26 protein-coding genes are annotated in these 25,193 nt (G+C 34.7%); 18 read left to right on the top strand and 8 right to left on the bottom strand.

What is annotated here, in order from left to right; all coding sequences use genetic code 11:
• Positions 1 to 18 precede the first annotated feature (18 nt).
• The 6 genes from V7M80_RS02040 (at position 19) to V7M80_RS02015 (ending at position 7,377) form a co-directional block, all read left to right on the top strand.
• Positions 19 to 984 (top strand): MlaD family protein, encoded by a 966-nt coding sequence (locus V7M80_RS02040; RefSeq protein WP_333693699.1) that lies wholly within the window; start codon positions 19 to 21, stop codon positions 982 to 984.
• 6 nt (positions 985 to 990) lie between these two features.
• A complete protein-coding gene (locus tag V7M80_RS02035; RefSeq protein ID WP_333693697.1) occupies positions 991 to 2,316 on the top strand; it encodes a (Fe-S)-binding protein in 1,326 nt (441 codons plus the stop codon).
• 78 nt (positions 2,317 to 2,394) lie between these two features.
• Positions 2,395 to 2,841, top strand: coding sequence for an LNS2 domain-containing protein (locus tag V7M80_RS02030; RefSeq protein ID WP_026709953.1), 447 nt, complete (start codon positions 2,395 to 2,397; stop codon positions 2,839 to 2,841).
• 85 nt (positions 2,842 to 2,926) lie between these two features.
• Positions 2,927 to 3,718, top strand: a complete 792-nt coding sequence (locus tag V7M80_RS02025) for a (Fe-S)-binding protein (RefSeq protein ID WP_333693695.1) — start codon at positions 2,927 to 2,929, stop codon at positions 3,716 to 3,718.
• Between the two features lie 84 nt (positions 3,719 to 3,802).
• Positions 3,803 to 4,285 carry an ABC transporter ATPase gene (locus V7M80_RS02020; RefSeq protein ID WP_333693694.1) on the top strand — a complete coding sequence of 161 codons (483 nt, stop codon included), beginning with the start codon at positions 3,803 to 3,805 and terminating at the stop codon, positions 4,283 to 4,285.
• Between the two features lie 83 nt (positions 4,286 to 4,368).
• The gene (locus tag V7M80_RS02015) at positions 4,369 to 7,377 is read left to right on the top strand and encodes a glycoside hydrolase family 3 N-terminal domain-containing protein (RefSeq protein WP_333693693.1); all 3,009 of its coding nucleotides are present in this window, start codon (positions 4,369 to 4,371) and stop codon (positions 7,375 to 7,377) included.
• Here the strand turns inward: V7M80_RS02015 and V7M80_RS02010 are convergent.
• The 3 genes from V7M80_RS02010 to pyrE all read right to left on the bottom strand — a co-directional run bounded on the left by V7M80_RS02010 (position 7,374) and on the right by pyrE (position 9,898).
• Positions 7,374 to 8,729: a M28 family metallopeptidase gene (locus V7M80_RS02010; protein ID WP_333693691.1), complete on the bottom strand. Its 1,356-nt coding sequence runs from the start codon at positions 8,727 to 8,729 to the stop codon at positions 7,374 to 7,376. The genes V7M80_RS02015 and V7M80_RS02010 overlap by 4 nt on opposite strands.
• A 72-nt stretch (positions 8,730 to 8,801) precedes the next feature.
• Positions 8,802 to 9,194, bottom strand: coding sequence for an SRPBCC family protein (locus V7M80_RS02005; RefSeq protein ID WP_333693689.1), 393 nt, complete (start codon positions 9,192 to 9,194; stop codon positions 8,802 to 8,804).
• 56 nt (positions 9,195 to 9,250) lie between these two features.
• Complete coding sequence (pyrE, locus tag V7M80_RS02000) at positions 9,251 to 9,898, bottom strand: orotate phosphoribosyltransferase (RefSeq protein ID WP_333693687.1); 648 nt, start codon at positions 9,896 to 9,898, stop codon at positions 9,251 to 9,253.
• A gap of 7 nt (positions 9,899 to 9,905) precedes the next feature.
• On the opposite strand from pyrE, the gene V7M80_RS01995 reads away from it, so the two are divergent.
• On the top strand, positions 9,906 to 10,502 hold the full coding sequence (locus V7M80_RS01995; protein ID WP_333693686.1) for an NUDIX hydrolase: 597 nt from the start codon (positions 9,906 to 9,908) through the stop codon (positions 10,500 to 10,502).
• Here V7M80_RS01995 and V7M80_RS01990 read toward each other — a convergent pair.
• Genes V7M80_RS01990 through V7M80_RS01980 form a run of 3 tightly spaced genes read right to left on the bottom strand, consistent with a single transcriptional unit; the run spans position 10,499 to position 13,672 of the window.
• Entirely contained in the window at positions 10,499 to 12,232 is a 1,734-nt protein-coding gene (locus V7M80_RS01990) for a M14 family metallopeptidase (protein ID WP_333693684.1), read from the bottom strand. The two genes, V7M80_RS01995 and V7M80_RS01990, sit on opposite strands and share 4 nt — an antisense overlap.
• Before the next feature lie 4 nt (positions 12,233 to 12,236).
• Positions 12,237 to 12,692 (bottom strand): pantetheine-phosphate adenylyltransferase, encoded by a 456-nt coding sequence (gene coaD / locus V7M80_RS01985; RefSeq protein ID WP_026709945.1) that lies wholly within the window; start codon positions 12,690 to 12,692, stop codon positions 12,237 to 12,239.
• A 2-nt stretch (positions 12,693 to 12,694) separates the two neighbouring features.
• The gene (locus tag V7M80_RS01980; protein ID WP_333693682.1) at positions 12,695 to 13,672 is read right to left on the bottom strand and encodes a D-alanine--D-alanine ligase; all 978 of its coding nucleotides are present in this window, start codon (positions 13,670 to 13,672) and stop codon (positions 12,695 to 12,697) included.
• Positions 13,673 to 13,777: 105 nt separating this feature from the next.
• Here V7M80_RS01980 and V7M80_RS01975 point away from each other — a divergent pair, with 105 nt between their 5' ends.
• From V7M80_RS01975 to mce, 5 genes are all read left to right on the top strand, one after another.
• Positions 13,778 to 14,386 (top strand): PASTA domain-containing protein, encoded by a 609-nt coding sequence (locus V7M80_RS01975; RefSeq protein ID WP_333693681.1) that lies wholly within the window; start codon positions 13,778 to 13,780, stop codon positions 14,384 to 14,386.
• A complete protein-coding gene (locus V7M80_RS01970; RefSeq protein ID WP_333693680.1) occupies positions 14,379 to 15,419 on the top strand; it encodes an RluA family pseudouridine synthase in 1,041 nt (346 codons plus the stop codon). Before V7M80_RS01975 ends, V7M80_RS01970 begins: the two co-directional genes overlap by 8 nt.
• A gap of 75 nt (positions 15,420 to 15,494) precedes the next feature.
• Positions 15,495 to 17,165, top strand: a complete 1,671-nt coding sequence (locus V7M80_RS01965; RefSeq protein WP_333693678.1) for a formate--tetrahydrofolate ligase — start codon at positions 15,495 to 15,497, stop codon at positions 17,163 to 17,165.
• Positions 17,166 to 17,211: 46 nt separating this feature from the next.
• Positions 17,212 to 18,096 (top strand): phospholipase A, encoded by an 885-nt coding sequence (locus V7M80_RS01960; RefSeq protein WP_333693677.1) that lies wholly within the window; start codon positions 17,212 to 17,214, stop codon positions 18,094 to 18,096.
• Positions 18,097 to 18,111: 15 nt separating this feature from the next.
• Complete coding sequence (gene mce, locus V7M80_RS01955; protein WP_333693676.1) at positions 18,112 to 18,525, top strand: methylmalonyl-CoA epimerase; 414 nt, start codon at positions 18,112 to 18,114, stop codon at positions 18,523 to 18,525.
• A 2-nt stretch (positions 18,526 to 18,527) separates the two neighbouring features.
• On the opposite strand, the gene V7M80_RS01950 is transcribed toward mce, so the two are convergent.
• Complete coding sequence (locus V7M80_RS01950) at positions 18,528 to 18,782, bottom strand: hypothetical protein (RefSeq protein WP_333693675.1); 255 nt, start codon at positions 18,780 to 18,782, stop codon at positions 18,528 to 18,530.
• A gap of 197 nt (positions 18,783 to 18,979) precedes the next feature.
• On the opposite strand from V7M80_RS01950, the gene V7M80_RS01945 reads away from it, so the two are divergent.
• From V7M80_RS01945 to V7M80_RS01925, 5 genes are all read left to right on the top strand, one after another.
• A complete protein-coding gene (locus V7M80_RS01945; protein ID WP_333693673.1) occupies positions 18,980 to 20,623 on the top strand; it encodes an FISUMP domain-containing protein in 1,644 nt (547 codons plus the stop codon).
• Between the two features lie 996 nt (positions 20,624 to 21,619).
• The gene (locus tag V7M80_RS01940) at positions 21,620 to 22,375 is read left to right on the top strand and encodes a hypothetical protein (protein ID WP_333693671.1); all 756 of its coding nucleotides are present in this window, start codon (positions 21,620 to 21,622) and stop codon (positions 22,373 to 22,375) included.
• Positions 22,376 to 22,409: 34 nt separating this feature from the next.
• Positions 22,410 to 22,802 (top strand): DUF5675 family protein, encoded by a 393-nt coding sequence (locus tag V7M80_RS01935; protein WP_333693669.1) that lies wholly within the window; start codon positions 22,410 to 22,412, stop codon positions 22,800 to 22,802.
• 29 nt (positions 22,803 to 22,831) lie between these two features.
• The gene (locus V7M80_RS01930; RefSeq protein WP_333693667.1) at positions 22,832 to 23,053 is read left to right on the top strand and encodes a hypothetical protein; all 222 of its coding nucleotides are present in this window, start codon (positions 22,832 to 22,834) and stop codon (positions 23,051 to 23,053) included.
• Complete coding sequence (locus tag V7M80_RS01925; RefSeq protein WP_333693665.1) at positions 23,037 to 23,222, top strand: hypothetical protein; 186 nt, start codon at positions 23,037 to 23,039, stop codon at positions 23,220 to 23,222. The genes V7M80_RS01930 and V7M80_RS01925 overlap by 17 nt, the downstream gene beginning before the upstream one ends.
• Positions 23,223 to 23,286: 64 nt before the next feature.
• Here the strand turns inward: V7M80_RS01925 and V7M80_RS01920 are convergent, their stop codons facing one another.
• Positions 23,287 to 23,481, bottom strand: a complete 195-nt coding sequence (locus V7M80_RS01920; protein ID WP_333693663.1) for a hypothetical protein — start codon at positions 23,479 to 23,481, stop codon at positions 23,287 to 23,289.
• Positions 23,482 to 24,373: 892 nt separating this feature from the next.
• Between V7M80_RS01920 and V7M80_RS01915 the strand changes: the two genes are divergently transcribed.
• A complete protein-coding gene (locus V7M80_RS01915; protein WP_333693661.1) occupies positions 24,374 to 25,162 on the top strand; it encodes a PKD domain-containing protein in 789 nt (262 codons plus the stop codon).
• Positions 25,163 to 25,193 lie beyond the last annotated feature (31 nt).

Here is a 25,193-nt window from a genome sequence, read left to right as displayed (position 1 = left end):
TGTAAAAAACACACGATTTTGAAAATAACTAGAGAAATTAAAACCGCAATATTAGTTCTATCATCTATTTTAATTTTCATTTGGGGATATAGTTTTCTCAAAGGAACTGATTTACTTACCTCTCACAAAACCTTTTTTGTATTATATGATGATGTAGAAGGGTTAATGCCATCAGCTCCGGTAACTATTAATGGTTTGATTGTAGGAAAAGTAAAAGAGGTTAGCTTTTCTGATAATACCGGAAAGATAAAAGTAGAATTGCAAATATCTTCAGATTTTCCTATTTCAAAGTCGAGCATTGCACGAATATATGAACCGGGATTGATAGGTGGTAAACAAATTCAAATTGTTCCAAATTTTCAAGATAAAAATTTAGCCGAATCAAATGAGTATTTAACCGGAGGAGTTAAACCGGGGTTAACCGATTTAGTTACTGAAAAACTTACGCCTCTTCAAGACAAAATTGAAAAAATGATGGTTAATGCTGATTTATTATTAACCAATTTAAATCAGGTTTTGGATGATAAGACCAAGCAGAATTTGAAAAATAGTATTGCCAATTTAGATCAAACACTCAAGGAGTTCAGTGAATCTTCTAAAACAATCAATACCTTGTTAGCCGAAAACAAGCAAAAATTAAATCAAACTACCTCAAATTTGGAAGTTGCTTCGTCAAACTTTGCTAAGATATCCGATTCTATTGCCAAGTCTAATTTGAAGAAAACCATTTCAAATTTAGAAACTACTCTGGCAAATGTTAATCAAATCATGTCTGATGTTCAAGCCGGAAAGGGCTCTATGGGTAAACTGGTAAAAGATGATGCTCTTTACAACAATTTCTCCAAATCTTCCAAAGAATTAGAACTTTTGTTACAGGATTTACGTTTAAATCCTACACGATATGTAAATGTTTCTTTGTTCGGTAAGAAAAACAAACCTTACGTAGCACCCAAAGAAACCGATTCAACTCAAACTAAAAAATAAGTTTTTATGAGTTATTTAGATAATATTTTATTTGCGATTCTTTTAGCAATTGGATTTGGATATTTTGCCATCAATGTCAAAAAATTAATCCGAAATATCAAATTAGGACAAAATGTAAACCGGAAAGACAACCCGTCTGAGCGATGGAAAAATATGGCTATGATTGCTCTAGGCCAATCCAAAATGGTAAAAAGGCCTATCGCCGGAATACTTCATATAATTGTGTATATTGGTTTTATAATCATTAACTTAGAGTTGTTAGAAATCATTATTGATGGTCTTTTTGGAACACACCGAGTTTTTGCATTCATGGGAGGATTTTACGATGTTTTAATCGCTTCTTTTGAGATATTAGCCGTTTTAGTGGTGGTTTCTGTCATCCTTTTCTGGACCAGAAGAAATGTAATCAAATTAAAGCGTTTTATCAGTTCTGATTTAAAAGCATGGCCCAAAAGTGATGCCAATTATATTTTATATTTTGAAATCGTATTGATGTCTTTGTTTCTTCTAATGAATGCAGCAGATCTTTGGTTGCAACAAATGGACGTGCATCATTACAACGAAGCGGGGAGTTTTCCGGTGAGTCAATTTATTGCACCGCTTTTCAATGGCCTTTCAGAGGGAGTTGTTATAGTAATTGAACGTGCCGCTTGGTGGTTACACATTTGTGGGATTTTGGTTTTCTTAAATTATTTATATTTTTCAAAACATCTGCATATCCTTTTAGCTTTCCCAAATACGTATTTTGCCGATTTAAATGCGAAAGGAAAGTTTGATAATTTAGAAAGTGTTACCAACGAAGTAAAATTAATGTTGGATCCTAGTGCCGATCCTTTTGCTGCTCCTGCCAACCCTGATGCAGTTCCGGCTAAGTTTGGTGCCAGTGATGTTCAAGACTTGAATTGGGTTCAATTACTTAATGCCTATACGTGTACAGAATGTGGTCGATGTACTTCCTCTTGTCCGGCCAATCAAACCGGAAAGAAATTGTCTCCACGAAAAATAATGATGGATACTCGTGATCGATTGGAAGAAGTGGGTAAAAACATCGATGCCAATAAAGGTGTTTTTGTACCGGATAATAAATCCTTATTAAATGATTACATCACTCCGGAAGAACTATGGGCGTGTACTTCTTGCAATGCGTGTGTAGAAGAATGTCCGGTTAATATCAGTCCGTTATCTATTATAATGGACATGAGAAGATATTTGGTCATGGAACAAAGTGCTGCTCCCATGTCGCTCAATGCAATGATGACTAATATAGAAAACAACGGGGCTCCATGGCAATACAATCAAATGGACCGATTAAATTGGAAAGACGAACAATAATATAAACCAAACAATTTCCCATATATGTGAGGCTTGGGGAGGTGTTTAATGCATGTGAAACAAATTAAAATTTAAAAAATGAAAGCGGAAGACATTGAAAAGAAATTACAAACGGTGACCGAAAATGGTCAACATTTAAGCCCAATTTTACCTCCGGGAATTAAAAATTATTTGATTGATATTGACGGTACCATTTGCGACGATATTCCAAACGAGGAACCCGAGCGAATGCTGACAGCAGAAGTGTATCCGGATGCTTTGAAAACATTGAACAAATGGTATGATGAAGGTCACATCATTTTCTTTTTTACATCCAGAACCGAAGCTCACAGAGAATATACCGAAATTTGGTTAAAAAAACACGGATTCAAATACCACGGAATGGTAATGGGAAAACCTAGAGGAGGCAATTACCATTGGATTGACAACCATTTAGTAAAAGCCACACGTTACAGAGGAAAATTTACCGACTTGGTTGAAAAAGAAGTAACTATTCAGGTTTTTGATGACGAACATCATGAATAATTAACGATTTTTAGATTAGTAGATTTTTCGAACAATAGAATAATCCTAAAGTCTAATAATCTAACCATCTAACAATCTATAAAGCATGGCAGAAAATCTAGTAGTGCCAACTATGGCAGAAATGATGGCTCAAGGCAAACAACCCGAAGTTTTATTTTGGGTGGGTTGTGCCGGTAGTTTTGACGATAGAGCCAAAAAAATTACCAAAGCTTTTGTACGGATTTTAAACCGTGCCAATGTTTCTTTTGCCGTTTTAGGAACAGAAGAAAGTTGTACCGGTGATCCGGCAAAGAGAGCCGGAAACGAATTTTTATTTCAAATGCAAGCCATGATGAATATTCAAGTGATGGATGCTTATGAAGTAAAAAAAATTGTGACGGCTTGTCCGCACTGTTTCAATACATTAAAAAATGAATATCCTGAACTTGGCGGAACTTATGAAGTGGTGCACCATACTCAATTTTTAAAATCGTTACTAGATGAAGGACGTTTAACGATTGAAGGAGGCCAATTCAAAGGAAAACGAATTACCTTTCACGATCCTTGCTATTTAGGAAGAGCCAACAATGTGTATGAAGCACCTCGCGATTTGATTCAAAAACTGGATGCTGAATTACTAGAAATGAAACGTTCTCGTGCCAATGGTTTATGTTGTGGAGCAGGAGGAGCCCAAATGTTTAAAGACGCCGAGCCCGGTAATAAAGAAGTAAATATCGAACGTACCGAAGATGCATTGGAAACTAAACCGGATATTATTGCAGCGGGTTGTCCGTTTTGCAATACCATGATGACTGATGGTGTGAAAAATAAAGAAAAAGAAGCTTCAATTAAAGTCATGGATGTGGCTGAGTTGATTGCAAACGCTCAAGATTTATAAATCAGGTAATGGGTGATAGGTAATGGGTAAAAGGATTTTTTCTAACCTATCACCAATTCCCCATAACCCTTTACCCAAAAAATAATGTACATTCCTTTTGAAAACCTTCCGGAAGAATCTCGAATTTGGATTTACCAATCCAACCGAAAATTTTCGGATGATGAAGTTACAGAAATAGAAAACGATTTAATAGCTTTTGTTGAAGACTGGTCTGCTCATGGCACGTCTTTAGAAGCTTCTTTTACCATTCAATACAATCGATTTATCATTTTGGCTGTAAATCAAGAAGTACAGCAAGCCACCGGATGTTCTATCGATAAGTCGGTAGAGTTCATTCAAGCCTTAGAACAAAAATACAAGGTAGATTTGTTAGACAAAATGAATGTAACCTACCGTCAAGGCGAATATATCACACACAAATCTCTGCTTGATTTTAAACGCATGGCCAAAGAAAAAGCGGTTTCTTCGAACACCATTGTTTTCAATAACTTAGTTAATACTATTGAAGAATGGAAAGAAAGCTGGGAAGTCCCCGCTGCCGAGAGTTGGCACAGTCGCTTTTTTTAAATTACTTTCATCACATAATAATTTTAGCTTAAAAAACTGCGTTAGGCCTAAAAAGGCATTAAAATTGATGTCTTTGAATAATTATGAATAGCAAATATTTTAAAATAGTTCCGTTGATTTTAACCTTGATTGTGGTTGTTAATTGTGCAACCAATAAAATCAAGCAGAAACCTTTGGCTATTCATGAACCAACCCAAACGCATCAAAAAGATACTTTACCTAAATTAGAATATCATCATTCTACCTCATTTAATTATACCGTTCCAACTACAGACGAAAAGAAATGGGTGGATAGTATTTATAACGCTCTTTCTTTGGAAGAAAAAATAGGTCAGCTTTTTATGGTGGCGGCTTATTCTAATAAAGATTCGGCTCATATAAAATCGTTAGATAAATTAATCACGGAACAAAAAATAGGTGGATTGATTTTTTTCCAAGGCGGACCCGTTCGTCAGGCAAAAATGACCAATCGTTTTCAAAAATTATCAAAAACGCCTTTGTTTATTGGTATAGATGCCGAGTGGGGACTGAGCATGCGTTTGGATTCGGTATCAAAATTTCCTTGGAACATGACTTTAGGAGCTATTCAAGACTTGAAGCTTATTGAAGAGGCAGGGAAACAAATGGCACTTCAATCCAAACAACTTGGTGTCCATTTTAATTTTGCTCCGGTTTTAGATATCAATACCAATCCCAAAAATCCGATTATCGGAAACCGTTCTTTTGGTGAAGATAAAGAACGAGTAACTGATAGAGCCTTGGCTTTGATGATTGGGTTACAAAACAATGGAGTTTTTGCCACAGGAAAACATTTTCCGGGTCATGGAGCTACTTCAACCGATTCACATTATACTTTGCCGGTTATCAATTTTACGCAAGAACACATTCGGAATGTAGAATTGTATCCGTATAAAAAACTTATCAATAAAGGATTAGCCAGTGTAATGGTTGCTCATCTTGAAGTACCTGCATTTGAAACACGTAAAGGATTTCCTTCTTCCATTTCAAATGTAATTGTGACCGATTTATTAAAAGAGGAATTGAATTTTAAAGGATTAATTTTTACCGATGCCTTAAATATGAAAGGAGCGAGTAATTTTAAAAGTCCAGGAGATATAGACTTAGCCGCTTTTCAAGCCGGAAATGATATTTTGTTATTTCCGGAAAATGTACCGGTTGCCGTAAAAAAAATCAAAGAAGCGTACGAACAAAATTTGATTACCGAAGACCGACTTTCGTTTTCCGTAAAAAAAATATTGCATTACAAATACAAAGCCGGATTAGCTAAACAGAAGTTGATTAACGAGAAAAGTTTAACCAACTCTATAAATTCATCTGAAACGGATGCCCTTTTGGATAGATTGTATGAAAATAGTGTAACTGTAGTGCGAAATAAAGCTACAGTGATACCTATAAAAAATATTGAAAAAGATAAAATTGCTTGGGTTAAAATGGGTGATGATAAACCCGGTGTATTTCCGGAAATACTAAAGAATTATTCTGAAGTAACTGAAATTTCAAATCCGGTGTTAGATACACTTTTGATGCAATTATCCGATTTTAATAAAGTTATAATTAGTTACCACAAAGCCGATGGAGCTTGGCGTAAGCATGATTTTTCAGCAGAAGAAGTTCGTTGGATTACTGAAATTGCCAAACGAAAAAAAGTAATTTTTGCTTCATTTGTTAAACCTTATGCATTATCCGCTTTTCCTTCTTTTGAAGATTTAGATGGTGTTATTGTGGCTTACCAAAACAATGAGTATGCACAAAAAGCAGCGGCTCAATTGATTTTTGGTTCTATTCAAGCGAAAGGCAAATTACCGGTTTCAGTCAATGAAGAATTTAAAGTCAATTGGGGATTATCTACAGAAAAAATAAACCGATTAGGATTTACTCATCCTCAAAATGTGGGATTAAATCCTAAAATATTGCAACGTATAGACTCGATTATGCTAAAAGCAATAGCCGGAAAAATGACGCCTGGTGGACAAATTTTAGTGGCTCGAAAAGGAAAAGTGGTTTATCAAAAAGCATTTGGTTTTCACACCTATGACAATCAAGTTCCGGTTAAGAATTCGGATATTTACGATGTGGCTTCTTTAACCAAGATTGTGTCAACTCTTCCTAATATTATGCAATTGTATGATAAAAAGAAAGTTACTTTGGATACAAAATTAGGGGATATGTTACCTATTTTTAAAGGCACTGATAAGGAAAATATCAATTTTAAAGATTTGCTTTCACATTACGCTCGTTTGCAAGCGTGGGTTCCCTTTTACAAGCAAACGTTGACAGTTGATAAAAAACCCTCGGATGTTTATTATAAGAAACTGTACAGTGAAGCTTTTCCCTATCAAGTGGCAGAAAATTTATATTTGAGAAAAGAATATCAAGATACGATTTTGCAAACTATTGCAAACAGTAAATTGTTGCCTAAAAAAGAATACAAGTACAGTGATTTTACATTTATAATTTTAAAACATTTTATCGAAAAATCAACCGGTAAGGCATTAGATGAATTAAGTGAACAACAGTTTTATGCCAAAATAGGGGCCAATAATACACTTTACAATCCGTTGAAAAAATTTGATATGAGTGTTATTCCGCCCACAGAGGAGGATAATTATTTTAGATACCAAACCATTCAAGGCTATGTACATGATATGGCTGCTGCTATGGAAGGTGGAGTAGGCGGACATGCCGGAATTTTCTCCAATGCAATGGATATGGCTAAAATGATGCAACTTTTTCTTCAAAAAGGGAATTATGGCGGGCAACAATTTTTCTCTGAAGAAACCTTTGATGTATTCAATACTTGCTATTACTGTCCGGAAGGCAACCGACGCGGCATTGGCTTTGATAAGCCGCAATTGGGTAAGGCCGGTCCTACATGTGGTTGTGCTTCAATGAATAGTTTTGGTCATACCGGATTTACGGGAACTATGGCTTGGGCCGATCCCGAAGAAGAATTAGTATATATTTTCCTTTCCAATAGAACCTATCCTAATGCCGATAAAAATTTATTATCTCAAAATAACATTCGAGAAAATATACAGCAAGTAATTTATGATGCAATAATTCGCAACTAATTTTTAGTTCTAAATGTATTGCGAATAATATCACTTGGAAATACCACTAAACTTTCGTGTCCGTCTTTTCCAACTGCTGCTACTCCAAAATAATAATTGTCTATCACGATTCCTTTGAGTTCAAAAGCATCAACATTACCAACAAAGCGACTAAATTCCCATTGTGGAGAAGTAGTGTTTCGCCAATAGATTTTATAACCTATTACATTTTTATCTTTTGATTTTTCCCAACGTAATTTGGTATTAGGTTCTACAATTCCTCCAATTAACACTTTGGTAGGAGCTGCAGGAGCCCAAGCCAAGTTGGCTAAAATTACGGCATTTACAGCGGTTAATTTTGCCACATAATCAAAGTTTACGCCCTCTAAAACATCACCGTAGGCAATTCCATTTTCGGTTCGTAAATTTTGATGTTGTCTATTGTAATTTTCATGTGCTTCCATAATTCGGATACCGGCATAACCCAAATCATTAAAAGGGCGATGGTGTCCGCCTCTACCAAAACGGTCCAATCTGTAAATCAGTATCGGATTCATTTCGGGCATGTAGGTTTGTATCATCTTATGAGAATAACGGGCCAATTGACGGGATATTCCATCCACTTCGCCTCCATAAAATCTACGCTGGTTACGTTCTCTTTCGGTTTCAGTAGGAGGTGTAGGTTCTGAAAATATTCTGAAACTTCGGTTGTCAATTACACCATCAACTCCTTCAATGTTGCCAATCATGTCATTATTTAAAACACCAATAATTTCCCAATTGTTTTTTTTAGCAAATTCGGCAAATCCTTTACCGCCAAACAATCCTTGTTCTTCACCGGCCAAGCCCAAATAAATGATGCTGTTTTCAAAAGTATATTTAGACAAAACACGAGCAGCTTCAATTGTTCCTGCCATTCCGGTGGCATTATCATTGGCTCCGGGAGCATCACCTTCATAATCCATGGTGTCCGAATTTCTGGAATCGATATCTCCAGTCATAATGATAAACCGATTGGGATATTTGGTACCTTTTTGAATGGCAACCACGTTTACTATCCAACTGTCTTTGGGAACACGTTCCCCTACATTGGTAGTTACAAAGTCTTTCTGGTAAAATACTTCCAAACAGTTTTTACATTGTTTGGATATGGATTCAAATTCTGATTTTATCCAACGTCTGGCGGCTCCTATACCTCTTGTGTTTGAAACCGTATCGCTAAAGGTATTTCGAGTACCAAAATTTGCTAGAGTAGTGATATCTTTTTGCAATCGTTCTGTGGAAACCGATTCAATAATCTCGTATATTCTGGAATCGGTTTGTGCAATAGCACTCAATGAAACAAAAAATAGTAGTAGGGATAAAAATTTCATGTCCTTTTCTTTCAAAGATACAAATTGTATTTCCTTGAAATGAAAAGGACATGATAAAAAGAAATAATGTTATTATAATTTGTTCATATGGGCCGCAAGCGTCTCAATAAATTTTGAGATTGGACCTTTGATCATCATGGCCATCATAGGATTGAATTCGCCATCAAAAACCAATTGTACCTCCGAACTATTTTCATCTAAAGCTTGAATATTTCCGGTTAATGTAAAGGGTAGTTTGTCTGAAGCAGCTCCCAAAACAACTTGAGTTGGAGCATTTTTTTCCTTCATTTTCAATTTGATTTCCGGCATTCCTTTTAATCCAAATATAAAAGAATCTTCTCCGGTTACTTCAAATTTGGCAATGGTATCCGGCATTAATTTTTCAAAATTGCGTACATCACTCAAGGATTCAAATAAGTACTGAGCTGATTTTTCTACGGTAACTTTTGGGCTTTCTAAATTCATTTTTTTTATGTTGTCTGTTGACTCTTGTCTGTAAACGGGTAATTTATTTTCTATTCTCAAACCTCCACACCCCAAGTAGATGGGCTTACACGCCATTCTTGTAAAGTATGTTGTTCTTCTTCGGTGATGTATTTTTTGGCAACAGCCAATTCTAATAAATTGTCATAATTAGACAACGTATGCAACGTTACATTTGCTTTTTTGAAGTTTTCTGTCGAAACATCAAATCCGTAAGTAAATATGGCAACCATGCCTTTGACATTAGCACCAGCTTCTTTTAAGGCTTCAACAGCCATTAAACTACTGTTTCCGGTACTAATTAAATCTTCCACAACTACCACATTTTGTCCTTTTTGCAAAAAACCTTCTACTTGGTTTTGACGACCGTGTTTTTTGGGTTCCGGACGAACGTAAACAAAAGGAAGTCCCATGTATTCTGCAACCAACATTCCAATACCGATAGCACCCGTGGCAACACCGGCAATAACATCGGGTTTTCCAAATTCTTTTTCTATGTGTTTGGAAAATTCCTCCCGAATATAATTTCGAATCGGTGGAAATGAGAGCGTTACCCGATTATCACAATAAATTGGCGATTTCCATCCCGAAGCCCATGTAAAAGGATTTTTGGGATTTAATTTAATTGCGTTTATTTGTAAAAGCAATTCGGCTGTTTTTTTAGCTGTATCTTTATTAAAAATCATACTACAAATGTATAAAGTTTTTGTGAACGACAAGCCACTTTTTTTGACAAATCAGATACAAAAAGAAACTGATTTTCAACTTTTTTTATTGGATAGTGTTGATATAAAAGAACTTATCATCAAAATTTTTAAAAATAAAGTGGACAAAGCTTTTTTATACCATCCGGATGAAAAAGAAATCCTCAAAAAATTGAAAGCTAAAATTCCGGTTGAAAAAGCCGGTGGCGGATTGGTTTTTAATGATAAAAATGAAGTTTTATTCATTTATCGCAATAAAAAATGGGACTTACCCAAAGGTGGAATTGAAAAAGGCGAAGAAATTGAAGATACAGCCCTACGTGAAGTAGAAGAAGAAACCGGAGTAAAAAATTTGAAAATCACGCGTAAATTGACAAAAACCTATCATATTTTCAAACGCAACGGTCGCTATAAATTGAAAATTACCCATTGGTTTGAAATGAAAACTTCTTTTTCCGGAAAAATGACAGGGCAATTGGAAGAGGGCATTGAAAAAGTAGAATGGGTCAAACCCGAAAATATTGCTTCGTGTTTGACCAATTCCTATGAAAATATTAAACTGTTATTTGAGAAAGAAACGATTTAATTATTTAAAATTCTATAAACCGGGTAGGTAAGGTGAGTGGCCTCATAATAAGCCGAATTTTTATAAATCCAATCCAATTGAGCTGAGCCATTTTCAGCAAATGCTTTGTCTTCGGCTTTTTTCTTTTCCAATTTTTCCTTTAAAGATGGATTTTTCTTTAAAATCTCAACAGCCAAATCTTCGAATACATACGCAGAATAACCTTCTTTTTGTTGCAAAACCGCATCAAAAAAGTTCCAATTGAAAAAGGAGTCCGGAGCTTCAGGTTCTAATGTTTCCAACAAATATTTCACCCCAAATTGTTGAGTGGAAATGATATAGTCTCCTTTTTGGAATGAAACTTTTTCTATGGATTTAGTTACTGTTGTATTCGAATGTTGATAATGCCCTTCATAAGCATTTGAACTCGTCTTGTAATCTGCAATTTTATATTTTTCCACTTCAATTATCGTGTCGTTTTTCAATTGTGTCATTTCAATTTGATTGAGTTTTAACAAATCCAGAACATTCCACCACGATTTCGGAATGACATAGGCTGAGGGAATAGTTACGCTTTTGGTGGGAACATAAGAAGTGTAATAGGGTATTTGCTTTTTAAAGGGTTTCTTTTGATCATAGTACAGACGGTCTTTTCCGGATATTTCACTTTTTTTGTATCCGGATTCAAAACCTAAAAATTCTATTTGTTCCACTTTTGTACTGTCAATTTTCCACTGCAGAGGATAAGATTTTCCGAAAGAAAAGGTCTTTGCATTATCCTTTTTTAACGTTTTAATTTTTTTAAAATTAACATCGGTAAATTGTATAGTTTCCAACATAAATTCATAGGTCACTTTTACGCGATCTTCATATTTTTTGAGCATGTGTGTTTCCGGCATATAACCTATTGTATGAAATAAAGAGGTATAACCGGTTGAATATCTGGGTAAATCCATCATTTGTGAAAACCCTTTATCCGGTGTTGCACCATAAACCGTAACATAGGGAATACTTTCAATTTTCTTTTTCAATAACTGTTTTCTAATGGACGGTGTCATTTCATTTTGTAAAAAGAGGCCTATATCTGGACCTAATTTTTGATGTTGGGTTTGAATATAAGTAAACACATATTGGTAATCGGCACCATTGCTTACGTGATTATCAATAAACACATCCGGTTTTACAAGATGAAAAATTTCGGCAAAACTTCTAGCATTTTTGGTATCTGATTTTACAAAATCACGATTCAAATCATAATTTCTGGCATTTCCTCTAAAACCATAGGCTTCCGGTCCGTTTTGATTGGCTCTTGAAAAGGAATTTCGATTTAAGGTTCCGCCTATGTTATAAAATGGAATCATCGCAATAATCGTATTTTTGGGTGTTGGAATTTTTTGTAAAACCAAATCCCGAAAAAGTAGCATCGAAGCATCCACACCATCGGGTTCACCAGGATGAATGTTATTATTAATCAATAAAATGGCTTTCGATTGATTTTTTGAAAGATCAAAATTGCGATCCGGATTATACAGCAAAAGATGTAAAGGCTCACCAGAATCGGTAAGTCCCATTTCTTTGATTTCTAATGTGTTGTATTGAGAAGCTAATCTTTTGTAAAAAAGCATCGCTTCTTCATAAGTCGCGGTTTGATTTTTATTTCCTTTTTCATAAGGAGTTTGCCAATTGGAATTTTGAGCAAAAACAAAAAAGGGTAAAATAAATATGAAAAAAGCCAGTTTTGATTGGAACATAAAGTTATTTTATTTTTACTGATTCGGGAACTAAAACCGTGAAGTCGCCACCGTTTCTGATAACATCGCGAACGATGCTTGAGCTTATATACGAGGTTTTTGAGGCCGTCAACAAGAAAACAGTTTCAATTTTTGATAAACGTCGATTGGTATGGGCAATAGCTTTTTCAAATTCAAAATCGGCCGGATTGCGTAAACCACGCAAAATGAACTCCGCTTTTTCTTTTTTGCATAAATCGATGGTTAATCCTTCGTAGGTAATGACGCGAACTTTGGGCTCATCTTTGAAAGCTTCTTCAATAAATTTTTTACGTTCATCTAATGAAAACATGTATTTTTTTTCAGCATTTACACCAATAGCAACAATGACTTCATCAAACAATGAAATACCACGTTGTATGATATCAAAATGCCCTAGGGTAATCGGGTCAAAAGAACCGGGGAATATAGCTTTCTTCATACTTAATTTGGTTTTAAAGCCAATTCAATGGCATTATCAAACAATTCCGTTAACGAAATTCCGGCAACTTTGGCTTGTTGTGGCAAAATACTCTCGGTTGTCATACCCGGAATGGTATTCATTTCCAGCATGTAGGGTTCGTTATCTACGATAATGAATTCACTTCGAGAAAAGCCTTTCATTTTCAAGACTTCATAGGCTCTTTTGGCAACTGTTTCTACTTTTTGTTTCAATTCATCGCTTATTCGGGCCGGAGTAATTTCTTGCGATTTTCCCAAATATTTGGCTTCGTAATCAAAAAAATCATTTTCTGATACGATTTCTGTGATAGGAAGAACGGTTACTTTTCCTTTGTAATTAATTACTCCAACCGAAACTTCAACACCATCTAAAAAACTTTCGATGATGATTTCGTTATCTTCTTTATAGGCATTTTCTATAGCAGGAAGAAGTTCCTCAATGGTTTTCACTTTCGAAATTCCGAAACTTGATCCTGATTTGTTGGGTTTTACAAAACAAGGTAAACCAACCGTTTTGATAATTAAATCGGCATCAATATCATCGCCTAAATTCAAATAATAGGAAGTTGCCGTTTTGATTCCGTACGGTTTTAACACCGAAAGCAAATCTCTTTTGTTAAAGGTTAAAGCCGATTGGTAATAATCGCAACTCGTTTGAGGAATTCCTAATAATTCAAAATAGGCTTGCATTAAGCCGTCTTCACCGGGTGTACCATGAATAGCATTAAAAACTACATCAAAAGTTAATTTCTTCCCATCAACATCTACAGAAAAATCATTTTTATTTATGGGATATTCAGAACCGGAATCGGTTACATAAACCCATTTTTCTTTGAAAATATGAATTTTAAAAGCCTTGTATTTTGTTTTATCTAAATAGGAGTAAACAACGCCGCCGCTGGTAAGCGAAATTTGATATTCACTGGAATATCCACCCATGATGATGGCAACATTTTTCATTTGATTGCGTTTGAGAGGTTAGGTTTATGTTAAACAAAATTATCATTATTTATTGAAACAAAAAACGGTTTATAATTTTATATCTTTGCAACAAACAAAATAAATATGAGTCTAAGAGCTTATCTAACAAGTAAAATATTCTTCAAACAAATGATTGCTGCAATTTCTATTGTTTTAGTGATTGCATTTGTGTTCTTTAATATGTTATCTTATTTTACCAATCATGGTGAAGAAATTACCGTACCCGATTTGAGTAAAATGACGGTTGAACAAGCCGAAGAAAAGTTGGATAGTTATGACTTAGACTTTGTAATTTTGGATACATTAGACTATGATAAAGATTTTCCAAAGTTTGCTGTGGTTACTCAAGAGCCTAAACCCGGGGCAAAAGTTAAATCTGGACGTAAGGTATACCTAAAACTAAATGCAGAAAGTTATGCTCAAGTAGTTTTACCGGACTTAATTGAAAAAACTTTCCGTCAAGCTGAGCCCACATTGAAATCACTCGGATTAGAATTAGGTGAGATTACTTACAAGCCATACCTTGGGAAAGATATGGTTTTGGAAATGCGACACAATGGAAAAGTGGTAAAACCCGGAACTAAATTAATGAAAACTTCAAAAATTGATTTGGTTTTAGGTGATGGTAAAATTGCATTTGATGAAAATGAAATAGATAGTTTGCTTCAAAAATATGAAGAGGGAAATGAGTAAATTAGATTTGAATCCGGAAAATGAAATTGAAGAAGAATTATTTGAGCATCATAGGTTTGAGGTTCCTAAAGGACAATCCCTGGTTCGAATTGATAAATATTTAATGCAAGTTGTTGAAAATACCACTCGAAATAAAATTCAACAAGCAGCCAATTCCGGCAATATTTTAGTAAATGATGTCCCGGTTAAGTCAAATTACAAGGTTAAACCCTTTGACGTTGTGCGTTACCTTATGGCACATCCACCCTATGAATATTTATTAGAGCCGGAAGATATCCCTTTAAACATTGTATATGAAGATGATCAATTACTGGTCATTAACAAAGAGGCCGGAATGGTGGTACACCCGGGTCATGGTAATTACAGTGGAACTTTAGTTAATGCATTGGCATTTCATTTTGAGAATTTACCGATGAATAGTTCCGAAAGACCAGGACTAGTTCACCGTATTGATAAAAACACATCGGGTTTATTGGTTATAGCCAAGACCGACCATGCCATGGCATATTTGGCCAAACAATTTGCCGATAAAACTTCAGAGAGAGAATACATTGCCTTAGTTTGGGGGAATCCATCTGAAGATGAAGGAACCATTCGGGGGTATATTGGAAGGCATTTAAAAGACCGAATGCAAATGGCTGTTTTTCAAGATGAAGCTTATGGGAAACCAGCCGTTACCCATTACAAAGTATTGGAACGTTTTGGTTATGTAACATTAATTTCCTGTAAATTAGAAACCGGACGAACTCATCAAATTCGGGCTCATATGAAGCATATTGGACATCCTCTATTTAACGACGAACGTTATGGAGGAAATGGTATCCTCAAAGGAACTTCATTTACCAAGTACAAACAGTTTGTTGAGAATTGTTTTAAAATTTTACCACGTCAAGCATTACATGCCAAAACATTGGGTTTTGAACATCCAATCAGCAAAACATTTATGAGATTTGATTCTGAAATCCCAAAAGATTTGATGGAATGTATCGAAAAGTGGCGTACCTATTCAAAATCGCATCAAGAATTCGAATAATTATATCAAACCTGCTAATTATCATGTTTTTCTAAAAGTTTTGTTGTTAATTTCGGAGTATAAAATGGAAAATTTATGCTCACCGATATTCAAATTGCACAACAAGCCAAATTGGTTCCAATTGGGCAAGTAGCCCAAAAATTGGCCATACCTTCTGAAGATTTAGAATTATATGGAAAATATAAGGCTAAACTTCCTTTACATCTCATCAATAAGGAACAAATTACCCAAAGTAAATTGATTTTGGTAACCGCTATGACACCCACACCTGTAGGTGAAGGTAAAACTACTATCTCTGTGGGATTGGCAGATGGGTTAGCCAAACTAAACAAAAAAGTAGTTGCCGTTTTGCGTGAACCTTCATTGGGTCCTGTTTTTGGGATGAAAGGCGGAGCAGCCGGAGGAGGTTATGCTCAAGTTGTGCCTATGGAGGACATAAACTTGCATTTTACGGGTGATTTTGCTGCCGTTGAAAAAGCGAATAATTTGTTATCTGCATTAATAGACTCCAATCTTCAAAGTAAAAGCAGATCTTTAAATTTAGATCCGAGAACCCTTACATGGAAACGAGTAGTTGACTTAAATGACAGAGCTCTTCGAAAAATTGTTATTGGTTTAGGAGGGTCAGCAAATGGAATTCCCAGAGAAGAGGGGTTTTCTATTACTCCTGCGTCTGAAATTATGGCCATTTTATGCTTGTCGGAAAGTATAGCTGATTTGAAAAATCGTTTGGCGTCCATTTATATAGGCAATACGTTTTCCGGAGAGCCTATTTTTGCCAAAGATCTCAATGCAGTTGGAGCAATGGCCGTTTTGCTAAAAGAAGCTATTAAACCAAATTTAGTTCAAACTTTAGAAGGGAATCCGGCTATTTTACATGGAGGGCCTTTTGCAAGTATTGCTCAAGGAACCAATTCGGTATTGGCTACAAAAATGGGATTGTCTTTGGCTGATTATGTTGTAACCGAAGCGGGTTTTGGGGCTGATTTGGGAGCAGAGAAATTTTTTAATATCAAATGTGTTTCCTCAGGTCTCCAACCTAAAGCTGTTATATTGGTTGCAACAATTAGGGCTTTGCGGCATCATGGAGGAGTAAGTTCATCTGAATATGATATTCCAGCATTGGATAAAGTAACTTTGGGTATCAAAAATCTTCACAAGCATATAGAAAATTGTAAAACTTTTGGATACACGCCAATTGTTGCTCTAAACTATTTTCCCAATGATTCAAGTGAAGAAATAGAATATGTTCGTGAATATTTCAAAAATATTGGAATCAAAATGGTAGTTGCCCAAGGATTTGCTGAAGGGGGTACCGGTATGATTCCATTAGCTCAAAGTGTATTAGAACATCTGGAAGAAAGCAATGAAACATTAAAACCTTTGTATGAATCAGATTGGTCTACACAAGAAAAAATAGAGACTATTGCTTTCAAAATTTACGGAGCTAATACAGTTTTATACACCGAGAAAGCCAAAAATCAATTGAAATTGATTGAGAAACTTGGATTTTCTAAGCTTCCCGTTTGTATTGCCAAAACACCAAAGAGTTTTTCAGACAACCCGAATCTAATTGGAGTTCCCGAACATTTTACAGTAACCGTGAGAGAATTTGAATGGGCAACCGGTGCCGGTTTTTTAATTCCTATTATGGGCGATGTAATGCGAATGCCCGGTTTACCCCTTTATCCGGCCGCAGAGCATATCGATTTGACAGATGAAGGATTGGTCATTGGACTTAGTTAAGTTTTGGAATTAATTTAATTCCTATATTAGTGCCAAATTGAAAAAGATGAGGCTTTTTATATTGATAACTGGTTTGTTTTTTGGTCATACTACATTGTCGCAATCATTATTTTCTAAGTCGGATGAAATAATTTATAAAACTTATTCTCAAAGATGGGAGTTGGATTCTATTGATAAGCAAGGCACATTTAAACTGGTGTCCTACAAACCCATTTATATAACTGCCGGACGATGGTCAAGTAGGCCAAATAACCAACCTCGTAGTGAAAATCCCAATTACTCCTCAGCTGAAATAGAGAATTTTAATCCGTTGGAAGCCAAATTTCAATTGAGTTTTAAAACAAAAATTGCTCAAGGGTTATTTTGGGGTAAAGCAGATATTTGGTTAGGTTATACCCAAAAAGCTCATTGGCAAATTTACAATACCAATATTTCCAGAGCTTTTAGAGAACTCAATTATGAACCCGAGTTGATATTGGTTTATCCCTTGCATTTTTCATTTCTAGGTGGACAGATTCGGTCGTTGGGAGTAGGGTTCAATCATCAGTCTAACGGTAGAGACTTGCCTTTATCTCGAAGTTGGAATCGAATTATTTTTCATTTGGGCTACGAGTCAGATTCGTGGATTGTAACTTTTAGTCCTTGGATAAGATTAAAAGATTCAGATGATGAAAACCCAGAGATTACAAATTATATTGGTAGAGGTGAGCTTATGGCATCCTACTCATACAAAAGACATCAATTTTACACTCTTATTACCCATCCTTTTACTAGTTTGAATAGGGGAAGTATTCAATTAAACTATGTGTTTCCGATTAAAGGACACCTTCGAGGACACGTTCAGGCATTTGATGGATATGGGGAAACTATGATAGATTACAATCATCGTCAAACCACTTTAGGAATTGGCGTTTCATTTGCAAATTGGTAATTAAAATTAAAAAAAATGAATTTATCACACATTGAGCACATTGGTATAGCAGTAAAAAGTTTACAAGAAGCTATTCCGTTTTGGGAGGAAAAATTAGGTATCCCTTGTTATAAAATAGAAGAAGTAGAAGAGCAAAAAGTTAGAACTGCTTTTTTCAAAATCGGAGCCTCCAAAATTGAGTTGTTAGAATCGACTGATCCAGAAGGGCCCATTGGAAAATTTATAGAAAAAAGGGGAGAAGGTATACATCATTTGGCCTTGGCAGTTAGTAATATTCAAGAACAATTGGATGAATTAGAATCTAAGGATGTAGTTTTAATTGACAAAAAGCCTCGAAAAGGGGCAGAGGGGCTGGATATTGCTTTTCTTCATCCCAAATCTACTCATGGAATACTATTGGAGCTTTGTGAAGACAATCAAAACAAATAGAGCTAACTTATTTTTTTAGGTATTTTTTGATTGTATTCAACCAAATATTTTTCAAGTAATTCACCTTCCTTAAAAATTTTTTTCATTATAATTTTTTGATTGCTTTCAAAAAAATGTACTTCTACATAAAAACTACCCACACTAAACAACTTTTGATGTATGGGTGGTTTTTTTATTTCTGCAACACATTTTCCATTTGAAAAGATATACTCAAATTGTTCTGAATCTGATAAAGCTAAGAAGGATGTTATTTTCAATTTAAGAAGCATTTTATCATTCAAATATACGAAAGGTTTCAAAAAATGCGAATTACAATTTCTTTTGAGAAGTTTGTTTTTTGAGATTCAGTGCTTTATTTTTTAAAACCTACAGGAATTTTTGTTAAAACAGTCGTAATAATTGGATTTTTCATTAACTTTTTTTTAACTTTACTGTACCCTAATCTTGTGTCAAAATGAAATATGTAAACCTACAATCGGTAAGATTAACCGCTGTGTTAACTTTGCCCTATCTTTTCTTCGCGTGTTCATCCGATGAAGAAACAAAATCTCAAAAAATTTCTATTGCTTCTACGGAAATTTCGGTCTCTGATGTAACCTACAATTCAGCAAAAGCTACTATTGCTTTTCAAATTCAAGGTTCTCCACAAATTGTTGAAAAAGGATTGGTTTGGGGAGATAATCCCAATCTTAATTTTGAATCAGCATTTAAATGTCAAAGTACAGATGAATCACTGAATATGTCTTGTGTAATTACGGGGTTAAATCCCATTACACAATATTATACTAGAGGTTATATAGTTACTACAAAAGGAATTTTTTACAGTCAAGTAAAGACTTTTGTAACTTCTAATACTACATTGGCATTGATTAAAAACTTTAACCTTACCGAAGTTACTCAAGATAGCTTTAGAGCGAGTGCCGAAATAGATTCTGATGGAGGAACTGCGATAACGGCTAAAGGATTTGTTTGGTCTAACCAAAACAATCCTACTTTGGAAACCCAAAATCAAACCAACTCAGGTGAAGGATTTGGTGGATTTTCTTCACTAATAAATCAATTACCTGCTGCGACTCAATTTTATGTACGTGCCTATGCTATCAATGCAAATGGTGTGCATTACAGTGAATCTAAAGTTGTTACAACCTTACCCGGATTGCCTGTTTTACAGACTCAAGCTATTACAGCTATTACTTTTAATAGTTCGGTTTCCGGAGGTTATTCTATTACTGATTCAGGTAGTCCAATTGCAAACAAAGGAGTAGTTTGGAGTACTAATCCAAATCCTACGATTTCCTTAAATACCAAAACAAACGAAGGAACCGGAACATCCAATTTTACTTCTCTTTTACAAAATTTACAACCTTCAACTCAATATTATGTAAGAGCTTATGCCACAAATTCAGTTGGAACAAGCTATGGAAGTCAACTTACATTCACAACGTCACAAATACCAACACCAGTTTATGATGGTGATGGAAATGTTTATCAAACGATTCAAATTGGGAATCAAATATGGCTTAAAGAGAATTTGAAAACGACTCGTTATTGTAATGGCGATTTAATTCCGAATGTTTCATCAAGTTCTCAATGGAGTTCATTAACTACACCGGCGTGGAGCAATTATAACAACAGCTCTACAAATGGCTCTGTATATGGAAAACTATACAATTGGTATGCTATAGAAGATAGTAGAAATATTTGTCCTTGTAATTATAGAGTTGCAACTGAATCCGATTTTGTTGTTTTGGAGAATTACTTGATAAGTTCGGGTTACAATTATGATGGATCCCATTCTGGCAATAAAATAGCCAAGTCATTAGCGTCTAAAGAAAATTGGTCAAGTTCTTCAAATACAGGAGCACCAGGTAATAATTTAAATTTGAACAATTCAACTTTATTTTCAGCACAACCGGGTGGCTATCGTCTCAATGATGGTACTTTCTTGAATTTGAATTATAGTGCTTACTTTTGGGCATTTTCCACTTCTTCAACTTCTCTAGGTCAACACCGAGCTATAAGTAATGGTATGCCAAATTTGGTTTCAAATTCGGTAAATAAAAAAATTGGATTTTCAGTGCGTTGTATTAAAAATTAAATTTTTCACGAATATATTTTAGGCCCTAACTTTTTTATTGAAGTTAGGGTTTTTTATTTACAATATTTTTCAGGTTAAAAATTGAGATTTATTTTTCAATCCTCAAATTGAAGTACGGTTTTTCTAATTAAAGGTATACTTATTTTAAATGTATACCAATCCAGATACTTAAAATTTAGTTTATTTAAAGAGAAGAGATACTTGAATAAACAAAAAACCCTAACTAATTGAAAATCAATTGTTAGGGTTTTAATTCTGCGGAGAAAGAGGGATTTGGATATCCGTTTCAACGAATTGTATTACAGTAAGTTAAAATTGAATTTATAATTAGGTAACCGATTTTACCACCCTTTTTAAATCGTAAATAATTCATTTCATTTGTGAATAACAAATATACTTATTTGAGATGAAAAATCAAACTTAAATTCATTAAACATTGCCAAAAATTGAACTAGTAACTAAAGTATAAAGTAATCAGTTAGATTAAAATTGAATTCTATTTGCTTTCTTTTTTAACCAAAAATTAAGTGAGTTACTTGTTCATATTTTATGCCAGTATATGTACAGAACTCTTCAATCGTTAAAAACTCATTTTCGAGCTTATTGAGGTCTTTTTTTATTTTTTGCATCAATCTCGTACTTTGACGATAACTCTTCCCTGTTATTCGCTGTATGTCTTTAGGATAGATGCACACCCTCTGATTATTCAATTTCATACTTTATCCATGCCTTTGATTAGGCTTTGACTTGCTTCTGACTAGCAGAAAATATTCTGCAATTTACTTATATTTTTTTAAACTGATATAGTGAGTTTTTATGCTCATTATGGACACTTATGTCGATTTTGGACATATGGTACACTGCTGATTTTTTCTTTGGCGAAATGTAATGTAATCTTTGTCTGGATCATTTGAAACTGTTGCAACAAAATTTAGAATGATGGAGTAGTGAGCGGTTTGTACAAGCAAACCTAATGAAGAATTAAATTTTATTTTTATGGCTAGACAGAAAGGCATAATTAAATTAAAAGGTACTATCGGTGATATTACCTTTTACAAAACCCAGGATGGGCATTTGGCTAGAGAGAAAGGAGGAATTGATGCAAGCCGGATTGCCAATGATCCTAATTTTCAACGAACTCGAGAAAATGGAGCGGAATTTGGGCGAGCCGGAAAAGCCGGTAAGCTTTTGAGAAACTCACTGCGAGCATTGCTTTTGAATTCATCAGATGGAAGAATGGTGAGTCGATTAACTCAACGAATGATGAAAGTAATTCAAGCTGATGAGGTGAGTGAAAGAGGTTTACGAAATGTTATTGATGGTGAAGCCGAACTGTTAGCTGGTTTTGAGTTTAACATTCGTGGCAAACTAGGAACTAGCTTGTTTGCTCCATTTACAACCAACATTAACCGGGTTACCGGTGAATTGAGTGTTGATTTGGCTTCGTTTATACCTTTGAACATGATTGCTGCACCTTCGGGAACGACTCATTTTAAAATTGTATCTGCCGGTGCAGAGATTGATTTTGAAGCTGAAACGTATGTAGTAGATAATGCTGTTACAGCAATTATGCCTTGGGATGCTGAACCAACTGTGGCAATCAACCAGGTGAATACGGTTACACCTAACAGTACAAAACCGTTGTTTTTGGCTCTTGGGATTGAATTTTATCAAGAGGTGAATGGTAAATTGTATTCTCTGAAAAATGGTGCATTTAATCCTCTTTCTTTGGTACAAGTAAGTGGAATATAAACTTAGGTTAAAATTAGAATTCAGAAATTTTAGTATGGTATTATTTTTAACCCGAACTTATTTCCCTGATGGAACTAATGGGAAACTCGAATGCGAAGGCAAATTGATTTGTAAAACAATTGAGTTGCCATGGAGACGAAACGAAACGAAGGTTTCCTGTATTCCTGAGGGGAAATATTTTATAAGAAAGCGATACAGTTCCAAATACAAGTGGCATTTGGAAGTTATGGATGTACCAAACAGAAAGTTCATTCTTATTCATCCTGCTTACAATGCACTCAAGGAATTGCAAGGCTGTATTGCTCCTGTAACCCAACTTTCTGGACCCGGACTTGGTTTGATGTCTCGCAATGCTTTTACTAAATTGAAAGACATTGTATATCAAGCTTTGGATGCTCATGAAAGTGTTGAATTAGTTGTTCAATAAATCCTTAAACGGATAACAAAATGAAAATTATGAATACAATTGTAGAGAGAGCGACAGCTCCGACACCTAAGTTCTTTAAAGTTTTGCGTACTATAGGATTGGTATTGGCTTCGGTAGGTACTGCTATTCTGACAGCTCCAATAGCATTACCGGTAGTTGTGACTTCCGTTGGTGGTTATATAGCTGTAGCCGGCGGTGTAATTTCTGCTGTAAGCCAATTAACAGTTGAGAAAAATGAGCAGTCCCAGTAATCCTACTTTAGTGGGAACTGCCGGAGGTACTTTTTTGAGCGTAGTACCCAATTTGAATTCTGATGATTTGATTAAAACGGTTGTCTTAGCAATTGTAGGAGCTGTGGTGAGTTTTTCAATTTCGGTACTACTCAAATTTATTACCAAGAAGTACAAAAAAAAGGTTTAACTCTAGTTGTGGTGACCTCTGAGTTGAACAAATTTTAAGCCCAAACCGAAAGGAATGGGCTTTTTTATTCTACTGTAACTTTTATAGAGAAGTCGAAGGTTTTGTTGTGACAACCAGGACAATAATTACCCATTGGATTTATATAGTAATTGCCATACTTGAACTTATTGAGGTATTCCGGTTGCTCGGATTGTAGTTCCGGGTTTGAATAAATTTTGTATTGAACCGGATCATACATTTTATAGTTTATAGTTTCCATCTTTCCGGATTTTAAATTTATAGCTGGGCCCAAACAAACATTTTGAAATTTTAGACGACCTCCTCCAAATTTAAATCTTTTGGAGAAGCTGCAGGTATTACATGTGCCTATCATTTCGTGTTCCATAATGAATAGTTTACTAAAGTTAAGTGATTTTCAAAAATACCTTTTTAATTGAAATAGGTTTCATGTTTCAAAAATGATTATTAACAAACTTTTTTAACTTCATAATTATTCTATAAAAACAAGCTTTTTTAGATACTGATTGTAAAAGCCCTATTATTCTTTTAGAGTCTTTGCTTTTTTTTTAAGAGATTGATTTAAAGTTTCACTTCCAGTTTACAAATATCCCATTTTCTAGTATTTTTATTTAAATGTCATCACTTTAACGGATATTTCGATCACTTTGTGCTTAGAATTGGAGTTTTTTATAAGAAAATACCTTTATTTTTATTGGTTTTATTCATGTCTCTTTTATAAAGTTATTAACACCTCATTTTATACTTACTAAAATTCCTAAACATTACCTTAAAATGTAAATTTTTCTATTGTAATTCAGACTCTTTTTTAATTTATAAAATGTAGTCCAATTCCTTTATTTTATTTAGGATTCCTAAAATGTAAGAATAGTTTAAATACCACAAAAAACATATTACTTTACCGACAGAAAAGTTCGCTATTTTTTTATCTATTCCCTCACTGTTATAAACCGAAATATAAGAAAATTGTTAATAAAAATATTTAGTTATTTTTTGTAGTAAAAATCCTTTGCTACATTGGCTTTGTCGATGAAATGTATTAAAAAACAGCAAGATAGCACGGTTTTGACTTGAAAATTGTTTCTTTCTTATTGTTATATTTGGAAATGTCTAACTAAAAACACCCAACCATTATGAAGGAAATTACGTTGTTTATCAGACGGAGAGCCCGTTTGAATTTACGGTTTTTTACCCCTTTTATACTTGTAAGTTTTTTATTGCTTACTAGTATAGTTAACTCACAGAATAATCCTATATCTATCCTTTTTGGCGGAAGTGTAGGATGTCAAGTTTATGCTTCCGGAGAGCCACCCAGAGACGAGAAAGAACCTCTGTTTTTGGAGGATATAGGGGATAGCAATTGTTTTCGGATTTGTGAGAATCGAATCATTTATTATTCTTTGCAAAATTTGCCCCCCAACAGTACGGTAGTTTGGAATGCAATCGGAGGAACTGTTCAAAACACAACTACAGATGGAACCGAAGTTTATTGGGGTTCTGCCGGTATGGGTAGTTTGCAAATACAGATAACAACCGGGACGACTGTATTGAACAAGACTCTATGTTTTGAGAAAATTATAGGTCCCAGAGCTTCGTTTGAGGTTGTACCATTTGAACCCAATGAACAGAACTATATTTTAGGTTGTATTGATCAAACTTTATATTTTACGAATACTTCTCATGCCAATGGGGGTAGTGCTATTGTTTCGTATCATTGGGATTTTGGTGATGGTGTAACCTCATCTGCTGAAAATCCAACTCATGTTTATACTGCTGATGGTTATTATGGTATAAAACTAACTGTTACAAATGCTTGTAATTGTACTCACACTTACTCTTTGATAGCCGAAATTGGAAAAAGAGGTTTTGATATCAGTTGTCCCTCAATTGTGTGTGAAGGACAACGGGCAACTTATTCATAGCCTTTTTCAGGGAGGGAGTATTGTAGAGATA

The organism is Flavobacterium sp. (genome assembly GCF_036759525.1).
Lineage (GTDB): Bacteria > Bacteroidota > Bacteroidia > Flavobacteriales > Flavobacteriaceae > Flavobacterium.
Note: the sequence above shows the minus strand (reverse complement) of the source record. Positions and strands in the feature narration are given on the sequence as shown.

What these genes read in the sequence shown, in the direction of transcription:
- V7M80_RS01975 (WP_333693681.1), top strand. Translation starts at nt 13,778, where the DNA reads ATGAGTCTAAGAGCTTATCTAACAAGTAAAATATTCTTCAAACAAATG.
- V7M80_RS02015 (WP_333693693.1), top strand. Translation starts at nt 4,369, where the DNA reads ATGAATAGCAAATATTTTAAAATAGTTCCGTTGATTTTAACCTTGATT.
- coaD (WP_026709945.1), bottom strand. Translation starts at nt 12,692, where the DNA reads ATGAAGAAAGCTATATTCCCCGGTTCTTTTGACCCGATTACCCTAGGG.
- V7M80_RS02035 (WP_333693697.1), top strand. Translation starts at nt 991, where the DNA reads ATGAGTTATTTAGATAATATTTTATTTGCGATTCTTTTAGCAATTGGA.
- V7M80_RS01970 (WP_333693680.1), top strand. Translation starts at nt 14,379, where the DNA reads ATGAGTAAATTAGATTTGAATCCGGAAAATGAAATTGAAGAAGAATTA.
- V7M80_RS02010 (WP_333693691.1), bottom strand. Translation starts at nt 8,729, where the DNA reads ATGAAATTTTTATCCCTACTACTATTTTTTGTTTCATTGAGTGCTATT.
- V7M80_RS02025 (WP_333693695.1), top strand. Translation starts at nt 2,927, where the DNA reads ATGGCAGAAAATCTAGTAGTGCCAACTATGGCAGAAATGATGGCTCAA.
- V7M80_RS01925 (WP_333693665.1), top strand. Translation starts at nt 23,037, where the DNA reads ATGAGCAGTCCCAGTAATCCTACTTTAGTGGGAACTGCCGGAGGTACT.
- mce (WP_333693676.1), top strand. Translation starts at nt 18,112, where the DNA reads ATGAATTTATCACACATTGAGCACATTGGTATAGCAGTAAAAAGTTTA.
- V7M80_RS01995 (WP_333693686.1), top strand. Translation starts at nt 9,906, where the DNA reads ATGTATAAAGTTTTTGTGAACGACAAGCCACTTTTTTTGACAAATCAG.
- V7M80_RS01960 (WP_333693677.1), top strand. Translation starts at nt 17,212, where the DNA reads ATGAGGCTTTTTATATTGATAACTGGTTTGTTTTTTGGTCATACTACA.
- V7M80_RS01945 (WP_333693673.1), top strand. Translation starts at nt 18,980, where the DNA reads ATGAAATATGTAAACCTACAATCGGTAAGATTAACCGCTGTGTTAACT.
- pyrE (WP_333693687.1), bottom strand. Translation starts at nt 9,898, where the DNA reads ATGATTTTTAATAAAGATACAGCTAAAAAAACAGCCGAATTGCTTTTA.
- V7M80_RS01940 (WP_333693671.1), top strand. Translation starts at nt 21,620, where the DNA reads ATGGCTAGACAGAAAGGCATAATTAAATTAAAAGGTACTATCGGTGAT.
- V7M80_RS01915 (WP_333693661.1), top strand. Translation starts at nt 24,374, where the DNA reads ATGAAGGAAATTACGTTGTTTATCAGACGGAGAGCCCGTTTGAATTTA.
- V7M80_RS01990 (WP_333693684.1), bottom strand. Translation starts at nt 12,232, where the DNA reads ATGTTCCAATCAAAACTGGCTTTTTTCATATTTATTTTACCCTTTTTT.
- V7M80_RS02030 (WP_026709953.1), top strand. Translation starts at nt 2,395, where the DNA reads ATGAAAGCGGAAGACATTGAAAAGAAATTACAAACGGTGACCGAAAAT.
- V7M80_RS01980 (WP_333693682.1), bottom strand. Translation starts at nt 13,672, where the DNA reads ATGAAAAATGTTGCCATCATCATGGGTGGATATTCCAGTGAATATCAA.
- V7M80_RS01965 (WP_333693678.1), top strand. Translation starts at nt 15,495, where the DNA reads ATGCTCACCGATATTCAAATTGCACAACAAGCCAAATTGGTTCCAATT.
- V7M80_RS01920 (WP_333693663.1), bottom strand. Translation starts at nt 23,481, where the DNA reads ATGGAAACTATAAACTATAAAATGTATGATCCGGTTCAATACAAAATT.
- V7M80_RS01935 (WP_333693669.1), top strand. Translation starts at nt 22,410, where the DNA reads ATGGTATTATTTTTAACCCGAACTTATTTCCCTGATGGAACTAATGGG.
- V7M80_RS01930 (WP_333693667.1), top strand. Translation starts at nt 22,832, where the DNA reads ATGAATACAATTGTAGAGAGAGCGACAGCTCCGACACCTAAGTTCTTT.
- V7M80_RS02005 (WP_333693689.1), bottom strand. Translation starts at nt 9,194, where the DNA reads ATGAATTTAGAAAGCCCAAAAGTTACCGTAGAAAAATCAGCTCAGTAC.
- V7M80_RS02020 (WP_333693694.1), top strand. Translation starts at nt 3,803, where the DNA reads ATGTACATTCCTTTTGAAAACCTTCCGGAAGAATCTCGAATTTGGATT.